Source organism: Shigella sp. FC1544 (assembly GCF_001722145.1).
Lineage (GTDB): Bacteria > Pseudomonadota > Gammaproteobacteria > Enterobacterales > Enterobacteriaceae > Escherichia > Escherichia coli.
Map to the genome: position 1 here is coordinate 1 of NZ_MECT01000574.1, position 17,021 is coordinate 17,021.

The 17,021-nt window shown below is 52.2% G+C and carries 13 protein-coding genes and 2 pseudogenes; 10 read left to right on the forward strand and 5 right to left on the reverse strand.

Features of this window, described 5'->3' with window-relative positions; all coding sequences use genetic code 11:
- The 3 genes from BGK49_RS28575 to BGK49_RS29960 form a co-directional block, all read right to left on the reverse strand.
- Positions 1–165, reverse strand: a 165-nt coding sequence (locus BGK49_RS28575) for an IS1 family transposase (RefSeq protein ID WP_047664789.1), incomplete at its 3' end; no start/stop codon positions are given.
- Positions 166–345: 180 nt separating this feature from the next.
- A complete protein-coding gene (gltA, locus tag BGK49_RS22715) occupies positions 346–1,629 on the reverse strand; it encodes a citrate synthase (protein ID WP_000785834.1) in 1,284 nt (427 codons plus the stop codon).
- Between the two features lie 205 nt (positions 1,630–1,834).
- Positions 1,835–1,942 (reverse strand): hypothetical protein, encoded by a 108-nt coding sequence (locus BGK49_RS29960; RefSeq protein WP_001305582.1) that lies wholly within the window; start codon positions 1,940–1,942, stop codon positions 1,835–1,837.
- 380 nt (positions 1,943–2,322) lie between these two features.
- Here BGK49_RS29960 and sdhC point away from each other — a divergent pair, with 380 nt between their 5' ends.
- The 8 genes from sdhC (at position 2,323) to sucD (ending at position 12,211) form a co-directional block, all read left to right on the forward strand.
- Positions 2,323–2,727: a succinate dehydrogenase cytochrome b556 subunit gene (sdhC, locus tag BGK49_RS22725; RefSeq protein WP_000263347.1), complete on the forward strand. Its 405-nt coding sequence runs from the start codon at positions 2,323–2,325 to the stop codon at positions 2,725–2,727.
- Entirely contained in the window at positions 2,721–3,068 is a 348-nt protein-coding gene (gene sdhD / locus BGK49_RS22730) for a succinate dehydrogenase membrane anchor subunit (RefSeq protein ID WP_000254365.1), read from the forward strand. Before sdhC ends, sdhD begins: the two co-directional genes overlap by 7 nt.
- The gene (gene sdhA, locus BGK49_RS22735) at positions 3,068–4,834 is read left to right on the forward strand and encodes a succinate dehydrogenase flavoprotein subunit (protein WP_000775540.1); all 1,767 of its coding nucleotides are present in this window, start codon (positions 3,068–3,070) and stop codon (positions 4,832–4,834) included. Before sdhD ends, sdhA begins: the two co-directional genes overlap by 1 nt.
- Before the next feature lie 15 nt (positions 4,835–4,849).
- Complete coding sequence (sdhB, locus tag BGK49_RS22740) at positions 4,850–5,566, forward strand: succinate dehydrogenase iron-sulfur subunit SdhB (protein WP_001235263.1); 717 nt, start codon at positions 4,850–4,852, stop codon at positions 5,564–5,566.
- 300 nt (positions 5,567–5,866) lie between these two features.
- Complete coding sequence (gene sucA / locus BGK49_RS22750) at positions 5,867–8,668, forward strand: 2-oxoglutarate dehydrogenase E1 component (RefSeq protein ID WP_001181473.1); 2,802 nt, start codon at positions 5,867–5,869, stop codon at positions 8,666–8,668.
- 14 nt (positions 8,669–8,682) lie between these two features.
- On the forward strand, positions 8,683–9,900 hold the full coding sequence (gene odhB, locus BGK49_RS22755) for a 2-oxoglutarate dehydrogenase complex dihydrolipoyllysine-residue succinyltransferase (RefSeq protein WP_000099842.1): 1,218 nt from the start codon (positions 8,683–8,685) through the stop codon (positions 9,898–9,900).
- Positions 9,901–10,175: 275 nt separating this feature from the next.
- Positions 10,176–11,342 carry an ADP-forming succinate--CoA ligase subunit beta gene (sucC, locus tag BGK49_RS22760; protein ID WP_001048611.1) on the forward strand — a complete coding sequence of 389 codons (1,167 nt, stop codon included), beginning with the start codon at positions 10,176–10,178 and terminating at the stop codon, positions 11,340–11,342.
- Positions 11,342–12,211, forward strand: coding sequence for a succinate--CoA ligase subunit alpha (gene sucD, locus BGK49_RS22765; RefSeq protein WP_000025458.1), 870 nt, complete (start codon positions 11,342–11,344; stop codon positions 12,209–12,211). The genes sucC and sucD overlap by 1 nt, the downstream gene beginning before the upstream one ends.
- Before the next feature lie 103 nt (positions 12,212–12,314).
- Here sucD and mngR read toward each other — a convergent pair whose 3' ends face one another.
- The gene (gene mngR / locus BGK49_RS22770) at positions 12,315–13,037 is read right to left on the reverse strand and encodes a mannosyl-D-glycerate transport/metabolism system transcriptional repressor MngR (protein ID WP_000509894.1); all 723 of its coding nucleotides are present in this window, start codon (positions 13,035–13,037) and stop codon (positions 12,315–12,317) included.
- Between the two features lie 168 nt (positions 13,038–13,205).
- Here mngR and mngA point away from each other — a divergent pair, with 168 nt between their 5' ends.
- Both mngA and BGK49_RS22780 read left to right on the forward strand, forming a co-directional pair.
- Positions 13,206–15,122, forward strand: coding sequence for a PTS 2-O-a-mannosyl-D-glycerate transporter subunit IIABC (mngA, locus tag BGK49_RS22775; protein ID WP_005040266.1), 1,917 nt, complete (start codon positions 13,206–13,208; stop codon positions 15,120–15,122).
- Between the two features lie 17 nt (positions 15,123–15,139).
- A pseudogene (locus BGK49_RS22780) lies at positions 15,140–16,705 on the forward strand (alpha-mannosidase); the annotation flags it as partial.
- A gap of 16 nt (positions 16,706–16,721) precedes the next feature.
- Here the strand turns inward: BGK49_RS22780 and BGK49_RS22785 are convergent.
- Positions 16,722–17,021, reverse strand: a pseudogene (locus BGK49_RS22785) (IS1-like element IS1X2 family transposase); the annotation flags it as partial.

Genomic DNA, 17,021 nt, shown 5'->3' on the forward strand with positions numbered 1-17,021 from the left:
TTTCTGGTGCGTACCGGGCTGAGAGGCGGTGTAAGTGAACTGTAGTTGCCATGTTTTACGGCAATGAGAGCAGAGATAGCGCTGATGTCCGGCAGTGCTTTTGCCGTTACGCACCACGCCTTCAGTAGCGGAGCAGGAAGGACATCTGATGGAAATGGAAGCCACGCAAGCACCTTAAAATCACCATCATACACTAAATCAGTAAGTTGGCAGCATTACCTTTTTTAGAATATATGAATGTCCGATAGTGGATTTTATTTTTACAATTTTTTGTGTTTAGGCATATAAAAATTAACCCGCCATTTGAACGGCGGGTTAAAATATTTACAACTTAGCAATCAACCATTAACGCTTGATATCGCTTTTAAAGTCGCGTTTTTCATATCCTGTATACAGCTGACGCGGACGGGCAATCTTCATACCGTCACTGTGCATTTCGCTCCAGTGGGCGATCCAGCCAACGGTACGTGCCATTGCGAAAATGACGGTGAACATGGAAGACGGAATACCCATCGCTTTCAGGATGATACCAGAGTAGAAATCGACGTTCGGGTACAGTTTCTTCTCGATAAAGTACGGGTCGTTCAGCGCGATGTTTTCCAGCTCCATAGCCACTTCCAGCAGGTCATCTTTGGTGCCCAGCTCTTTCAGAACTTCATGGCAGGTTTCACGCATTACGGTGGCGCGCGGGTCGTAATTTTTGTACACGCGGTGACCGAAGCCCATCAGGCGGAAAGAATCATTTTTATCTTTCGCACGACGAACAAATTCCGGAATGTGTTTAACGGAGCTAATTTCTTCCAGCATTTTCAGCGCCGCTTCGTTAGCACCACCGTGCGCAGGTCCCCACAGTGAAGCAATACCTGCTGCGATACAGGCAAACGGGTTCGCACCCGAAGAGCCAGCGGTACGCACGGTGGAGGTAGAGGCGTTCTGTTCATGGTCAGCGTGCAGGATCAGAATACGGTCCATAGCACGTTCCAGAATCGGATTAACTTCATACGGTTCGCACGGCGTGGAGAACATCATATTCAGGAAGTTACCGGCATAGGAGAGATCGTTGCGCGGATAAACAAATGGCTGACCAATGGAATACTTGTAACACATCGCGGCCATGGTCGGCATTTTCGACAGCAGGCGGAACGCGGCAATTTCACGATGACGAGGATTGTTAACATCCAGCGAGTCGTGATAGAACGCCGCCAGCGCGCCGGTAATACCACACATGACTGCCATTGGATGTGAGTCGCGACGGAAAGCGTGGAACAGACGGGTAATCTGCTCGTGGATCATGGTATGACGGGTCACCGTAGTTTTAAATTCGTCATACTGTTCCTGAGTCGGTTTTTCACCATTCAGCAGGATGTAACAAACTTCCAGGTAGTTAGAATCGGTCGCCAGCTGATCGATCGGGAAACCGCGGTGCAGCAAAATACCTTCATCACCATCAATAAAAGTAATTTTAGATTCACAGGATGCGGTTGAAGTGAAGCCTGGGTCAAAGGTGAACACACCTTTTGAACCGAGAGTACGGATATCAATAACATCTTGACCCAGCGTGCCTTTCAGCACATCCAGTTCAACAGCTGTGTCCCCGTTGAGGGTGAGTTTTGCTTTTGTATCAGCCATTTAAGGTCTCCTTAGCGCCTTATTGCGTAAGACTGCCGGAACTTAAATTTGCCTTCGCACATCAACCTGGCTTTACCCGTTTGTTATTTGGCTCGCCGCTCTGTGAAAGAGGGGAAAACCTGGGTACAGAGCTCTGGGCGCTTGCAGGTAAAGGATCCATTGATGACGAATAAATGGCGAATCAAGTACTTAGCAATCCGAATTATTAAACTTGTCTACCACTAATAACTGTCCCGAATGAATTGGTCAATACTTCCACACTGTTACATAAGTTAATCTTAGGTGAAATACCGACTTCATAACTTTTACGCATTATATGCTTTTCCTGGTAATGTTTGTAACAACTTTGTTGAGTGATTGTCAAATTAGATGATTAAAAATTAAATAAATGTTGTTATCGTGACCTGGATCACTGTTCAGGATAAAACCCGACAAACTATATGTAGGTTAATTGTAATGATTTTGTGAACAGCCTATACTGCCGCCAGGTCTCCGGAACACCCTGCAATCCCGAGCCACCCAGCGTTGTAACGTGTCGTTTTCGCATCTGGAAGCAGTGTTTTGCATGACGCGCAGTTATAGAAAGGACGCTGTCTGACCCGCAAGCAGACCGGAGGAAGGAAATCCCGACGTCTCCAGGTAACAGAAAGTTAACCTCTGTGCCCGTAGTCCCCAGGGAATAATAAGAACAGCATGTGGGCGTTATTCATGATAAGAAATGTGAAAAAACAAAGACCTGTTAATCTGGACCTACAGACCATCCGGTTCCCCATCACGGCGATAGCGTCCATTCTCCATCGCGTTTCCGGTGTGATCACCTTTGTTGCAGTGGGCATCCTGCTGTGGCTTCTGGGTACCAGCCTCTCTTCCCCTGAAGGTTTCGAGCAAGCTTCCGCGATTATGGGCAGCTTCTTCGTCAAATTTATCATGTGGGGCATCCTTACCGCTCTGGCGTATCACGTCGTCGTAGGTATTCGCCACATGATGATGGATTTTGGCTATCTGGAAGAAACATTCGAAGCGGGTAAACGCTCCGCCAAAATCTCCTTTGTTATTACTGTCGTGCTTTCACTTCTCGCAGGAGTCCTCGTATGGTAAGCAACGCCTCCGCATTAGGACGCAATGGCGTACATGATTTCATCCTCGTTCGCGCTACCGCTATCGTCCTGACGCTCTACATCATTTATATGGTCGGTTTTTTTGCCACCAGTGGCGAACTGACATATGAAGTCTGGATCGGTTTCTTCGCCTCTGCGTTCACCAAAGTGTTCACCCTGCTGGCGCTGTTTTCTATCTTGATTCATGCCTGGATCGGCATGTGGCAGGTGTTGACCGACTACGTTAAACCGCTGGCATTGCGCCTGATGCTGCAACTGGTGATTGTCGTTGCACTGGTGGTTTACGTGATTTATGGATTCGTTGTGGTGTGGGGTGTGTGATGAAATTGCCAGTCAGAGAATTTGATGCAGTTGTGATTGGTGCCGGTGGCGCAGGTATGCGCGCGGCGCTGCAAATTTCCCAGAGCGGCCAGACCTGTGCGCTGCTCTCTAAAGTCTTCCCGACCCGTTCCCATACCGTTTCTGCGCAAGGCGGCATTACCGTTGCGCTGGGTAATACCCATGAAGATAACTGGGAATGGCATATGTACGACACCGTAAAAGGGTCGGACTATATCGGTGACCAGGATGCGATTGAATATATGTGTAAAACCGGGCCGGAAGCGATTCTGGAACTCGAACACATGGGCCTGCCGTTCTCGCGTCTTGATGATGGTCGTATCTATCAACGTCCGTTTGGCGGTCAGTCGAAAAACTTCGGCGGCGAGCAGGCGGCACGCACTGCGGCGGCGGCTGACCGTACCGGTCACGCACTGTTGCACACGCTTTATCAGCAGAACCTGAAAAACCACACCACCATTTTCTCCGAGTGGTATGCGCTGGATCTGGTGAAGAACCAGGATGGCGCGGTGGTGGGTTGTACTGCACTGTGCATCGAAACTGGTGAAGTGGTTTATTTCAAAGCCCGCGCTACCGTGCTGGCGACTGGCGGGGCAGGGCGTATTTATCAGTCCACCACTAACGCCCACATTAACACTGGCGACGGCGTCGGCATGGCTATCCGCGCAGGCGTACCGGTGCAGGATATGGAAATGTGGCAGTTCCATCCGACCGGTATTGCCGGTGCGGGCGTACTGGTCACCGAAGGTTGCCGTGGTGAAGGCGGTTATCTGCTGAACAAACATGGCGAACGCTTTATGGAGCGTTATGCGCCGAACGCCAAAGACCTGGCGGGCCGTGATGTGGTGGCGCGTTCCATCATGATCGAAATCCGTGAAGGTCGCGGCTGTGATGGTCCGTGGGGGCCACACGCGAAACTGAAACTCGACCACCTGGGTAAAGAAGTTCTCGAATCCCGTCTGCCGGGCATCCTGGAACTCTCCCGTACCTTCGCTCACGTCGATCCGGTGAAAGAGCCGATCCCGGTTATCCCAACCTGTCATTACATGATGGGCGGTATTCCGACCAAAGTGACCGGTCAGGCGCTGACTGTGAATGAGAAAGGCGAAGATGTGGTTGTTCCGGGACTGTTTGCCGTTGGTGAAATCGCTTGTGTATCGGTACACGGCGCTAACCGTCTGGGCGGCAACTCGCTGCTGGACCTGGTGGTCTTTGGTCGTGCGGCAGGTCTGCATCTGCAAGAGTCTATCGCCGAGCAGGGCGCATTGCGCGATGCCAGCGAGTCTGATGTTGAAGCATCTCTGGATCGTCTGAACCGCTGGAACAATAATCGTAACGGTGAAGATCCGGTGGCGATTCGTAAAGCGCTGCAAGAATGTATGCAGCATAACTTCTCGGTCTTCCGTGAAGGTGATGCGATGGCGAAAGGGCTTGAGCAGTTGAAAGTTATCCGCGAGCGTCTGAAAAATGCCCGTCTGGATGACACTTCCAGCGAGTTCAACACCCAGCGCGTTGAGTGCCTGGAACTGGATAACCTGATGGAAACGGCGTATGCAACGGCTGTTTCTGCCAACTTCCGTACCGAAAGCCGTGGCGCGCATAGCCGCTTCGACTTCCCGGATCGTGATGATGAAAACTGGCTGTGCCACTCCCTGTATCTGCCAGAGTCGGAATCCATGACGCGCCGAAGCGTCAACATGGAACCGAAACTGCGCCCGGCATTCCCGCCGAAGATTCGTACTTACTAATGCGGAGACAGGAAAATGAGACTCGAGTTTTCAATTTATCGCTATAACCCGGATGTTGATGATGCTCCGCGTATGCAGGATTACACCCTGGAAGCGGAAGAAGGTCGCGACATGATGCTGCTGGATGCGCTTATCCAGCTGAAAGAGAAAGATCCCAGCCTGTCGTTCCGCCGCTCCTGTCGTGAAGGTGTGTGCGGTTCCGACGGTCTGAACATGAACGGCAAGAATGGTCTGGCCTGTATTACCCCGATTTCGGCACTCAACCAGCCGGGCAAGAAGATTGTGATTCGCCCGCTGCCAGGTTTACCGGTGATCCGCGATTTGGTGGTAGACATGGGACAATTCTATGCGCAATATGAGAAAATTAAGCCTTACCTGTTGAATAATGGACAAAATCCGCCAGCTCGCGAGCATTTACAGATGCCAGAGCAGCGCGAAAAACTCGACGGGCTGTATGAATGTATTCTCTGCGCATGTTGTTCAACCTCTTGTCCGTCTTTCTGGTGGAATCCCGATAAGTTTATCGGCCCGGCAGGCTTGTTAGCGGCATATCGTTTCCTGATCGATAGCCGTGATACCGAGACTGACAGCCGCCTCGACGGTTTGAGCGATGCATTCAGCGTATTCCGCTGTCACAGCATCATGAACTGCGTCAGTGTATGTCCGAAGGGGCTGAACCCGACGCGCGCCATCGGCCATATCAAGTCGATGTTGTTGCAACGTAATGCGTAAACCGTAGGCCTGATAAGACGCGCAAGCGTCGCATCAGGCAACCAGTGCCGGATGCGGCGTGAACGCCTTATCCGGCCTACAAGTCATTACCCGTAGGCCTGATAAGCGCAGCGCATCAGGCGTAACAAAGAAATGCAGGAAATCTTTAAAAACTGCCCCTGACACTAAGACAGTTTTTAAAGGTTCCTTCGCGAGCCACTACGTAGACAAGAGCTCGCAAGTGAACCCCGGCACGCACATCACTGTGCGTGGTAGTATCCACGGCGAAGTAAGCATAAAAAAGATGCTTAAGGGATCACGATGCAGAACAGCGCTTTGAAAGCCTGGTTGGACTCTTCTTACCTCTCTGGCGCAAACCAGAGCTGGATAGAACAGCTCTATGAAGACTTCTTAACCGATCCTGACTCGGTTGACGCTAACTGGCGTTCGACGTTCCAGCAGTTACCTGGTACGGGAGTCAAACCGGATCAATTCCACTCTCAAACGCGTGAATATTTCCGCCGCCTGGCGAAAGACGCTTCACGTTACTCTTCAACGATCTCCGACCCTGACACCAATGTGAAGCAGGTTAAAGTCCTGCAGCTCATTAACGCATACCGCTTCCGTGGTCACCAGCATGCGAATCTCGATCCGCTGGGACTGTGGCAGCAAGATAAAGTGGCCGATCTGGATCCGTCTTTCCACGATCTGACCGAAGCAGACTTCCAGGAAACCTTCAACGTCGGTTCATTTGCCAGCGGCAAAGAAACCATGAAACTCGGCGAGCTGCTGGAAGCCCTCAAGCAAACCTACTGCGGCCCGATTGGTGCCGAGTATATGCACATCACCAGCACCGAAGAAAAACGCTGGATCCAACAGCGTATCGAGTCTGGTCGCGCGACTTTCAATAGCGAAGAGAAAAAACGCTTCTTAAGCGAACTGACCGCCGCTGAAGGCCTTGAACGTTACCTCGGCGCAAAATTCCCTGGCGCAAAACGCTTCTCGCTGGAAGGCGGTGACGCGTTAATCCCGATGCTTAAAGAGATGATCCGCCACGCTGGCAACAGCGGCACCCGCGAAGTGGTTCTCGGGATGGCGCACCGTGGTCGTCTGAACGTGCTGGTGAACGTGCTGGGTAAAAAACCGCAAGACTTGTTCGACGAGTTCGCCGGTAAACATAAAGAACACCTCGGCACGGGTGACGTGAAATACCACATGGGCTTCTCGTCTGACTTCCAGACCGATGGCGGCCTGGTGCACCTGGCGCTGGCGTTTAACCCGTCTCACCTTGAGATTGTAAGCCCGGTAGTTATCGGTTCTGTTCGTGCCCGTCTGGACAGACTTGATGAGCCGAGCAGCAACAAAGTGCTGCCAATCACCATCCACGGTGACGCCGCAGTGACCGGGCAGGGCGTGGTTCAGGAAACCCTGAACATGTCGAAAGCGCGTGGTTATGAAGTTGGCGGTACGGTACGTATCGTTATCAACAACCAGGTTGGTTTCACCACCTCTAATCCGCTGGATGCCCGTTCTACGCCGTACTGTACTGATATCGGTAAGATGGTTCAGGCCCCGATTTTCCACGTTAACGCGGACGATCCGGAAGCCGTTGCCTTTGTGACCCGTCTGGCGCTCGATTTCCGTAACACCTTTAAACGTGATGTCTTCATCGACCTGGTGTGCTACCGCCGTCACGGCCACAACGAAGCCGACGAGCCGAGCGCAACCCAGCCGCTGATGTATCAGAAAATCAAAAAACATCCGACACCGCGCAAAATCTACGCTGACAAGCTGGAGCAGGAAAAAGTGGCGACGCTGGAAGATGCCACCGAGATGGTTAACCTGTACCGCGATGCGCTGGATGCTGGCGATTGCGTAGTGGCAGAGTGGCGTCCGATGAACATGCACTCTTTCACCTGGTCGCCGTACCTCAACCACGAATGGGACGAAGAGTACCCGAACAAAGTTGAGATGAAGCGCCTGCAGGAGCTGGCGAAACGCATCAGCACGGTGCCGGAAGCAGTTGAAATGCAGTCTCGCGTTGCCAAGATTTATGGCGATCGCCAGGCGATGGCTGCCGGTGAGAAACTGTTCGACTGGGGCGGTGCGGAAAACCTCGCTTACGCCACGCTGGTTGACGAAGGCATTCCGGTTCGCCTGTCGGGTGAAGACTCCGGTCGCGGTACCTTCTTCCACCGCCACGCGGTGATCCACAACCAGTCTAACGGTTCCACTTACACGCCGCTGCAACACATCCATAACGGGCAGGGCGCGTTCCGCGTCTGGGACTCCGTACTGTCTGAAGAAGCAGTGCTGGCGTTTGAATACGGTTATGCCACCGCAGAACCACGCACTCTGACCATCTGGGAAGCGCAGTTCGGTGACTTCGCTAACGGTGCTCAGGTGGTTATCGACCAGTTCATCTCCTCTGGCGAACAGAAATGGGGCCGGATGTGTGGTCTGGTGATGTTGCTGCCGCACGGTTATGAAGGGCAGGGGCCGGAGCACTCCTCCGCGCGTCTGGAACGTTATCTGCAACTTTGTGCTGAGCAAAACATGCAGGTGTGCGTACCGTCTACCCCGGCACAGGTTTACCACATGCTTCGTCGTCAGGCGCTGCGCGGGATGCGTCGTCCGCTGGTCGTGATGTCGCCGAAATCCCTGCTGCGTCATCCGCTGGCGGTTTCCAGCCTCGAAGAACTGGCGAACGGCACCTTCCTGCCAGCCATCGGTGAAATCGACGAGCTTGATCCGAAGGGCGTGAAGCGCGTAGTGATGTGTTCTGGTAAGGTTTATTACGACCTGCTGGAACAGCGTCGTAAGAACAATCAACACGATGTCGCCATTGTGCGTATCGAGCAACTCTACCCGTTCCCGCATAAAGCGATGCAGGAAGTGTTGCAGCAGTTTGCTCACGTCAAGGATTTTGTCTGGTGCCAGGAAGAGCCGCTCAACCAGGGCGCATGGTACTGCAGCCAGCATCATTTCCGTGAAGTGATTCCGTTTGGGGCTTCTCTGCGTTATGCAGGCCGCCCGGCCTCCGCCTCTCCGGCGGTAGGGTATATGTCCGTTCACCAGAAACAGCAACAAGATCTGGTTAATGACGCGCTGAACGTCGAATAAATAAAGGATACACAATGAGTAGCGTAGATATTCTGGTCCCTGACCTGCCTGAATCCGTAGCCGATGCCACCGTCGCAACCTGGCATAAAAAACCCGGCGACGCAGTCGTACGTGATGAAGTGCTGGTAGAAATCGAAACTGACAAAGTGGTACTGGAAGTACCGGCATCAGCAGACGGCATTCTGGATGCGGTTCTGGAAGATGAAGGTACAACCGTAACGTCTCGTCAGATCCTTGGTCGCCTGCGTGAAGGCAACAGCGCCGGTAAAGAAACCAGCGCCAAATCTGAAGAGAAAGCGTCCACTCCGGCGCAACGCCAGCAGGCGTCTCTGGAAGAGCAAAACAACGATGCGTTAAGCCCGGCGATCCGTCGCTTGCTGGCTGAACATAACCTCGACGCCAGCGCTATTAAAGGCACCGGCGTGGGTGGTCGTCTGACCCGTGAAGATGTGGAAAAACATCTGGAGAAATCCCCGGCGAAAGAGTCTGCACCGGCAGCGGCTGCTCCGGCGGCGCAACCGGCTCTGGCTGCACGTAGTGAAAAACGTGTCCCGATGACTCGCCTGCGTAAGCGTGTGGCAGAGCGTCTGCTGGAAGCGAAAAACTCCACCGCCATGCTGACCACGTTCAACGAAGTCAACATGAAGCCGATTATGGATCTGCGTAAGCAGTACGGTGAAGCGTTTGAAAAACGCCACGGCATCCGTCTGGGCTTTATGTCCTTCTACGTGAAAGCGGTGGTTGAAGCCCTGAAACGTTACCCGGAAGTGAATGCTTCTATCGACGGCGATGACGTGGTTTACCACAACTATTTCGACGTCAGCATGGCGGTTTCTACGCCGCGCGGCCTGGTGACGCCGGTTCTGCGTGATGTCGATACCCTCGGCATGGCAGACATCGAGAAGAAAATCAAAGAGCTGGCAGTCAAAGGCCGTGATGGCAAGCTGACCGTTGAAGATCTGACCGGTGGTAACTTCACCATCACCAACGGTGGTGTGTTCGGTTCCCTGATGTCTACGCCGATCATCAACCCGCCGCAGAGCGCAATTCTGGGTATGCACGCTATCAAAGATCGTCCGATGGCGGTGAATGGTCAGGTTGAGATCCTGCCGATGATGTACCTGGCGCTGTCCTACGATCACCGTCTGATCGATGGTCGCGAATCCGTGGGCTTCCTGGTAACGATCAAAGAGTTGCTGGAAGATCCGACGCGTCTGCTGCTGGACGTGTAGTAGTTTAAGTTTCACCTGCACTGTAGACAGGATAAGGCATTATCGCCTTCTCCGGCAATTGAAGCCTGATGCGACGCTTAACGCGTCTTATCAGGCCTACGGGAAGCACCAATGTAGGTCGGATAAGGCGCTTGCGCCGCATCCGACAAGCGATGCCTGATGCGACACTTACGCGTCTTATCAGGCCTACAGGTGACCGACAATGCCCGGAAGCGATACGAAATATTCGGTCTACGGTTTAAAAGATAACGATTACTGAAGGATGGACAGAACACATGAACTTACATGAATATCAGGCAAAACAACTTTTTGCCCGCTATGGCTTACCAGCACCGGTGGGTTATGCCTGTACTACTCCGCGCGAAGCAGAAGAAGCCGCTTCAAAAATCGGTGCCGGTCCGTGGGTAGTGAAATGTCAGGTTCACGCTGGTGGCCGCGGTAAAGCGGGCGGTGTGAAAGTTGTAAACAGCAAAGAAGACATCCGTGCTTTTGCAGAAAATTGGCTCGGCAAGCGTCTGGTAACGTATCAAACAGATGCCAATGGCCAACCGGTTAACCAGATTCTGGTTGAAGCAGCGACCGATATCGCTAAAGAGCTGTATCTCGGTGCCGTTGTAGACCGTAGTTCCCGTCGTGTGGTCTTTATGGCCTCCACTGAAGGCGGCGTGGAAATCGAAAAAGTGGCGGAAGAAACTCCGCAGCTGATCCATAAAGTTGCGCTTGATCCGCTGACAGGCCCGATGCCGTATCAGGGACGCGAGCTGGCGTTCAAACTGGGTCTGGAAGGTAAACTGGTTCAGCAGTTCACCAAAATCTTCATGGGTCTGGCGACCATTTTCCTGGAGCGCGACCTGGCGTTGATCGAAATCAACCCGCTGGTCATCACCAAACAGGGTGATCTGATTTGCCTCGACGGCAAACTGGGCGCTGATGGCAACGCACTGTTCCGCCAGCTTGATCTGCGCGAAATGCGTGACCAGTCGCAGGAAGATCCGCGTGAAGCACAGGCTGCACAGTGGGAACTGAACTACGTTGCGCTGGACGGTAACATCGGTTGTATGGTTAACGGCGCAGGTCTGGCGATGGGTACGATGGACATCGTTAAACTGCACGGCGGCGAACCGGCTAACTTCCTTGACGTTGGCGGCGGCGCAACCAAAGAACGTGTAACCGAAGCGTTCAAAATCATCCTCTCTGACGACAAAGTGAAAGTCGTTCTGGTTAACATCTTCGGCGGTATCGTTCGTTGCGACCTGATCGCTGACGGTATCATCGGCGCGGTAGCAGAAGTGGGTGTTAACGTACCGGTCGTGGTACGTCTGGAAGGTAACAACGCCGAACTCGGCGCGAAGAAACTGGCTGACAGCGGCCTGAATATTATTGCAGCAAAAGGTCTGACGGATGCAGCTCAGCAGGTTGTTGCCGCAGTGGAGGGGAAATAATGTCCATTTTAATTGATAAAAACACCAAGGTTATCTGCCAGGGCTTTACTGGTAGCCAGGGGACTTTCCACTCAGAACAGGCCATTGCATACGGCACTAAAATGGTTGGCGGCGTAACCCCAGGTAAAGGCGGTACTACCCACCTCGGCCTGCCGGTGTTCAACACCGTGCGTGAAGCTGTTGCTGCTACTGGCGCTACCGCTTCTGTTATCTACGTACCAGCACCGTTCTGCAAAGACTCCATTCTGGAAGCTATTGATGCAGGCATCAAACTGATTATCACCATCACTGAAGGCATCCCGACGCTGGATATGCTGACTGTGAAAGTGAAACTGGACGAAGCCGGCGTTCGTATGATCGGCCCGAACTGCCCGGGCGTTATCACTCCGGGTGAATGCAAAATCGGTATCCAGCCGGGTCACATTCACAAACCGGGTAAAGTGGGTATCGTTTCCCGTTCCGGTACACTGACCTATGAAGCGGTTAAACAGACCACGGATTACGGTTTCGGTCAGTCGACCTGTGTTGGTATCGGCGGTGACCCGATCCCAGGCTCTAACTTTATCGACATCCTCGAAATGTTCGAAAAAGATCCGCAGACCGAAGCGATCGTGATGATCGGTGAGATCGGCGGTAGCGCTGAAGAAGAAGCGGCAGCGTACATCAAAGAGCACGTTACCAAGCCAGTTGTAGGTTACATCGCTGGTGTGACTGCGCCGAAAGGCAAACGTATGGGCCACGCGGGTGCGATCATTGCCGGTGGGAAAGGGACTGCGGATGAGAAATTCGCTGCTCTGGAAGCCGCAGGCGTGAAAACCGTTCGCAGCCTGGCGGATATCGGTGAAGCACTGAAAACTGTTCTGAAATAAATATCTGTAATAAGAAATAGCCCTCGCCGCTTCCCTCTACAGGAATGGCGAAGGGCTGTCGGTTTCGACATGGTTGGCCATCGTATGATGGCCTTTTTTGTGCTTATCGCGATGATTTTCGCTGCGCTATCAGGGTAAATTTATAGTCATCGGTATTAAAAGCGTTGCGGCTATATTCAAACACCCGACCATCAACTAAATATCCACGCGATACTTTTTCAAGAATCGGCTTTGTCTGGCTGATATTAAGCAGACGGCTCATCTCTTCGGTTGGCATCAGAGGAATGATTTCCTGTTCGCTACGATCGATAACCATCTTCTTCACTTCTTCAATAAAGTGATATTTCGAATTTTCCATGACCTGCCAGGTGAGATCCAGGAACAACGCAAGCGGCATCCAGGTTTCTTCCAGCGCCATTGGCTTTTGCTTGCGATAGCGCACGCGCTTCACATGCCACACACGATCCTGCGCGGTGATTTGTAGCTGTTGCTGAAGAAAATCGTCAGCCGGAATCACTTCAAATATCAGGACTTCACTGTGTGTATCGACGTGACGGTCCGACAGTTTTTCATCAAAACTGGTTAACTGAAAAATATCGTAATTGACCCGCTCTTCTTTGACGTAAGTCCCGCTGCCCTGAATGCTTTCGAGGATCTGCTGCTCGACTAGCTGGCGCAAAGCCTGACGCACCGTAACCCGGCTGACGCCAAACTCTGTTTGTAGCGCTGATTCAGTGGGTAACGCATCGCCAGGTTTAAGCTCGCCACGCGCAATTTGTTCACGAATGCGATCGGCAATCTGCCGGTATAAGGGCTTGTGTCCCATTTTTAGTATCTCATTAATACGAATTTAGCCATTATGCCCGATAAATTCATCCTGTAAATAATGCAAATACAATACAAATGATTTCAATCAAGTGAAATTGATCATATAATGGTATTGTTTCATCGGGCACACTGGCGCGACTATAAAAACGATCAAGTGAGGATCATGATGAATCTGACGACTCTGACCCACCGCGATGCGTTGCGTCTGAATGCGCGCTTTACCAGCCGTGAAGAGGCCATCCACGCGTTGACTCAACGTCTTGCTGCTCTGGGGAAAATTTCCAGTACTGAGCAATTTCTGGAAGAAGTGTATCGCCGTGAAAGCCTTGGCCCGACCGCCTTAGGTGAAGGGTTGGCTGTGCCGCATGGCAAAACTGCTGCGGTAAAAGAAGCGGCGTTTGCGGTCGCCACACTCAGCGAGCCGCTTCAGTGGGAAGGCGTTGATGGCCCGGAAGCAGTTGATTTAGTGGTGCTGCTGGCGATTCCCCCCAATGAAGCGGGTACTATGCATATGCAACTGCTGACAGCGCTGACTACGCGCCTTGCGGATGATGAGATTCGGGCGCGTATACAGTCGGCGACGACGCCTGATGAGTTGCTCTCGGCGCTGGATGACAAGGGAGGCACGCAACCTTCTGCCTCTTTTTCCAACGCGCCAACTATCGTCTGCGTAACGGCCTGTCCGGCGGGTATTGCTCACACCTATATGGCTGCGGAATATCTGGAAAAAGCCGGACGCAAACTCGGCGTAAATGTTTACGTTGAAAAACAAGGCGCTAACGGCATTGAAGGGCGTTTAACGGCGGATCAACTCAATAGTGCAACCGCCTGTATTTTTGCGGCTGAAGTCGCCATCAAGGAGAGTGAGCGTTTTAATGGCATTCCCGCGCTTTCAGTGCCTGTTGCCGAGCCGATTCGCCATGCAGAAGCGTTGATCCAACAAGCGCTTACCCTCAAGCGTAGCGATGAGACGCGTACCGTACAGCAAGATACGCAACCGGTGAAAAGTGTCAAAACGGAGCTGAAACAGGCACTGTTGAGCGGAATCTCTTTTGCCGTACCGTTGATTGTCGCGGGGGGCACGGTGCTGGCGGTCGCGGTATTACTGTCGCAAATCTTCGGGCTACAAGATCTGTTTAATGAAGAAAACTCCTGGCTGTGGATGTACCGCAAGCTGGGCGGCGGGCTGCTCGGAATTTTGATGGTACCGGTGCTCGCGGCCTATACCGCCTATTCTCTGGCAGATAAACAGGCGTTAGCGCCAGGCTTTGCGGCTGGACTTGCCGCCAACATGATCGGCTCCGGGTTTCTCGGCGCGGTCGTTGGCGGATTGATAGCCGGTTACTTGATGCGCTGGGTGAAAAATCACTTGCGTCTTAGCAGTAAATTCAATGGATTCCTGACTTTTTATCTCTACCCGGTGCTCGGTACGTTGGGAGCGGGCAGTCTGATGCTGTTTGTGGTGGGAGAACCTGTCGCATGGATCAATAACTCGCTTACCGCCTGGCTGAACGGTCTGTCAGGAAGTAACGCGCTGTTGCTGGGTGCCATTTTCGGTTTTATGTGTTCCTTTGACCTTGGAGGGCCAGTGAACAAAGCCGCTTATGCATTCTGCCTGGGCGCAATGGCGAACGGCGTTTACGGCCCGTATGCCATTTTCGCCTCCGTCAAAATGGTTTCGGCATTTACCGTAACCGCTTCCACGATGCTCGCACCGCGCCTGTTTAAAGAGTTTGAAATTGAGACCGGGAAATCCACCTGGCTGTTAGGGCTGGCAGGTATTACCGAAGGGGCGATCCCGATGGCGATTGAAGATCCGCTGCGGGTTATTGGTTCGTTTGTGCTGGGCTCTATGGTAACGGGCGCTATTGTCGGTGCGATGAATATCGGCCTTTCGACACCCGGTGCCGGCATTTTCTCGCTCTTTTTACTTCATGATAATGGCGCGGGCGGTGTTATGGCTGCAATTGGCTGGTTTGGTGCGGCATTGGTGGGGGCTGCAATCTCGACTGCAATTCTCCTGATCTGGCGGCGTCACGCGGTTAAGCATGGCAACTATCTGACTGATGGCGTAATGCCATAAACAAAAAGGAAACGACGATGAAAGCGGTATCTCGCGTTCACATCACCCCGCATATGCACTGGGATCGAGAGTGGTATTTCACCACCGAAGAGTCACGTATTCTGCTGGTCAATAATATGGAAGAGATCCTGTGCCGACTGGAACAGGACAACGAATACAAATATTACGTACTCGACGGGCAAACGGCGATCCTCGAAGATTATTTCGCGGTGAAACCGGAAAACAAAGACCGTGTGAAGAAACAGGTAGAAGCCGGCAAGTTGATTATCGGCCCCTGGTATACCCAGACCGATACCACGATTGTTTCTGCGGAATCCATCGTCCGTAATCTGATGTACGGAATGCGTGACTGCCTCGCGTTTGGCGAGCCGATGAAAATAGGTTATTTACCAGATTCCTTTGGCATGTCCGGGCAACTGCCGCATATCTACAATGGATTTGGCATTACCCGCACCATGTTCTGGCGCGGATGTTCGGAGCGCCACGGTACTGATAAAACCGAGTTTTTGTGGCAAAGCAGTGACGGTAGCGAAGTGACGGCGCAGGTGCTGCCGCTGGGCTACGCCATCGGTAAGTACTTACCTGCCGACGAAAACGGATTACGTAAACGCCTCGACAGTTATTTTGACGTGCTGGAAAAAGCGTCTGTAACCAAAGAGATTTTGCTGCCGAATGGTCATGACCAGATGCCATTGCAGCAAAATATCTTCGAAGTGATGGATAAGCTACGTGAGATCTACCCTCAACGTAAGTTTGTGATGAGCCGCTTTGAAGAGGTATTTGAGAAGATCGAAGCGCAGCGTGAAAGTCTGGCCACCCTGAAAGGTGAATTTATCGATGGCAAATATATGCGCGTACATCGCACCATCGGTTCCACGCGCATGGATATCAAAATTGCCCACGCACGTATTGAAAATAAGATTGTTAATCTGCTGGAACCGCTGGCAACGCTGGCCTGGACGTTGGGTTTTGAATACCACCACGGCTTGCTGGAGAAAATGTGGAAAGAGATCTTAAAAAATCATGCCCACGACAGTATCGGTTGTTGTTGCAGTGACAAAGTTCATCGCGAAATTGTCGCCCGCTTCGAACTGGCTGAAGACATGGCGGATAATCTGCTGCGTTTCAACATGCGCAAAATTGCCGATAACATGCCACAGAGTGATGCCGACAAACTCGTGCTGTTTAACCTGATGCCCTGGCCGCGGGAAGAAGTTATTAACACCACTGTGCGGCTGCGCGCCAGCCAGTTTAATCTACGAGACGATCGCGGTCAGCCTGTACTGTATTTTATTCGCCATGCCCGTGAGATCGATCCAGGCCTAATCGATCGGCAAATAGTTCATTACGGTAATTACGATCCCTTTATGGAGTTTGATATACAGATCAACCAGATTGTCCCTTCTATGGGCTATCGCACGCTTTATATCGAAGCGAATCAGCCTGGCAACGTGATTGCGGCAAAAAGTGACGCTGAAGGGATACTGGAAAATGCTTTCTGGCAAATTGCGCTCAATGAGGATGGTTCTCTGCAACTGGTAGATAAAGACAGCGGTGTGCGCTATGACCGAGTATTGCAAATTGGGTAATGACTCCAACTTACTGATAGTGTTTTATGTTCAGATAATGCCCGATGACCTTGTCATGCAGCTCCACCGATTTTGAGAACGACAGTGACTTCCGTCCCAGCCTTGCCAGATGTTGTCTCAGATTCAGATTATGTCGCTCAATGCGCTGAGTGTAACGCTTGCTGATAACGTGCAGCTTTCCCTTCAGGCGTGATTCATACAGCGGCCAGCCATCCGTCATCCATACCACGACCTCAAAGGCCGACAGCAGGCTCAGAAGACGCTCCAGTGTGGCCAGAGTGCGTTCACCGAAGACGTGCGCCACAACCGT

Excerpts from the sequence above, each read along its gene's own strand:
- gltA (WP_000785834.1), bottom strand. The coding sequence starts at position 1,629 with ATGGCTGATACAAAAGCAAAACTCACCCTCAACGGGGACACAGCTGTT.
- BGK49_RS29960 (WP_001305582.1), bottom strand. The coding sequence starts at position 1,942 with ATGCGTAAAAGTTATGAAGTCGGTATTTCACCTAAGATTAACTTATGT.
- sdhC (WP_000263347.1), top strand. The coding sequence starts at position 2,323 with ATGTGGGCGTTATTCATGATAAGAAATGTGAAAAAACAAAGACCTGTT.
- sdhD (WP_000254365.1), top strand. The coding sequence starts at position 2,721 with ATGGTAAGCAACGCCTCCGCATTAGGACGCAATGGCGTACATGATTTC.
- sdhA (WP_000775540.1), top strand. The coding sequence starts at position 3,068 with ATGAAATTGCCAGTCAGAGAATTTGATGCAGTTGTGATTGGTGCCGGT.
- sdhB (WP_001235263.1), top strand. The coding sequence starts at position 4,850 with ATGAGACTCGAGTTTTCAATTTATCGCTATAACCCGGATGTTGATGAT.
- sucA (WP_001181473.1), top strand. The coding sequence starts at position 5,867 with ATGCAGAACAGCGCTTTGAAAGCCTGGTTGGACTCTTCTTACCTCTCT.
- odhB (WP_000099842.1), top strand. The coding sequence starts at position 8,683 with ATGAGTAGCGTAGATATTCTGGTCCCTGACCTGCCTGAATCCGTAGCC.
- sucC (WP_001048611.1), top strand. The coding sequence starts at position 10,176 with ATGAACTTACATGAATATCAGGCAAAACAACTTTTTGCCCGCTATGGC.
- sucD (WP_000025458.1), top strand. The coding sequence starts at position 11,342 with ATGTCCATTTTAATTGATAAAAACACCAAGGTTATCTGCCAGGGCTTT.
- mngR (WP_000509894.1), bottom strand. The coding sequence starts at position 13,037 with ATGGGACACAAGCCCTTATACCGGCAGATTGCCGATCGCATTCGTGAA.
- mngA (WP_005040266.1), top strand. The coding sequence starts at position 13,206 with ATGAATCTGACGACTCTGACCCACCGCGATGCGTTGCGTCTGAATGCG.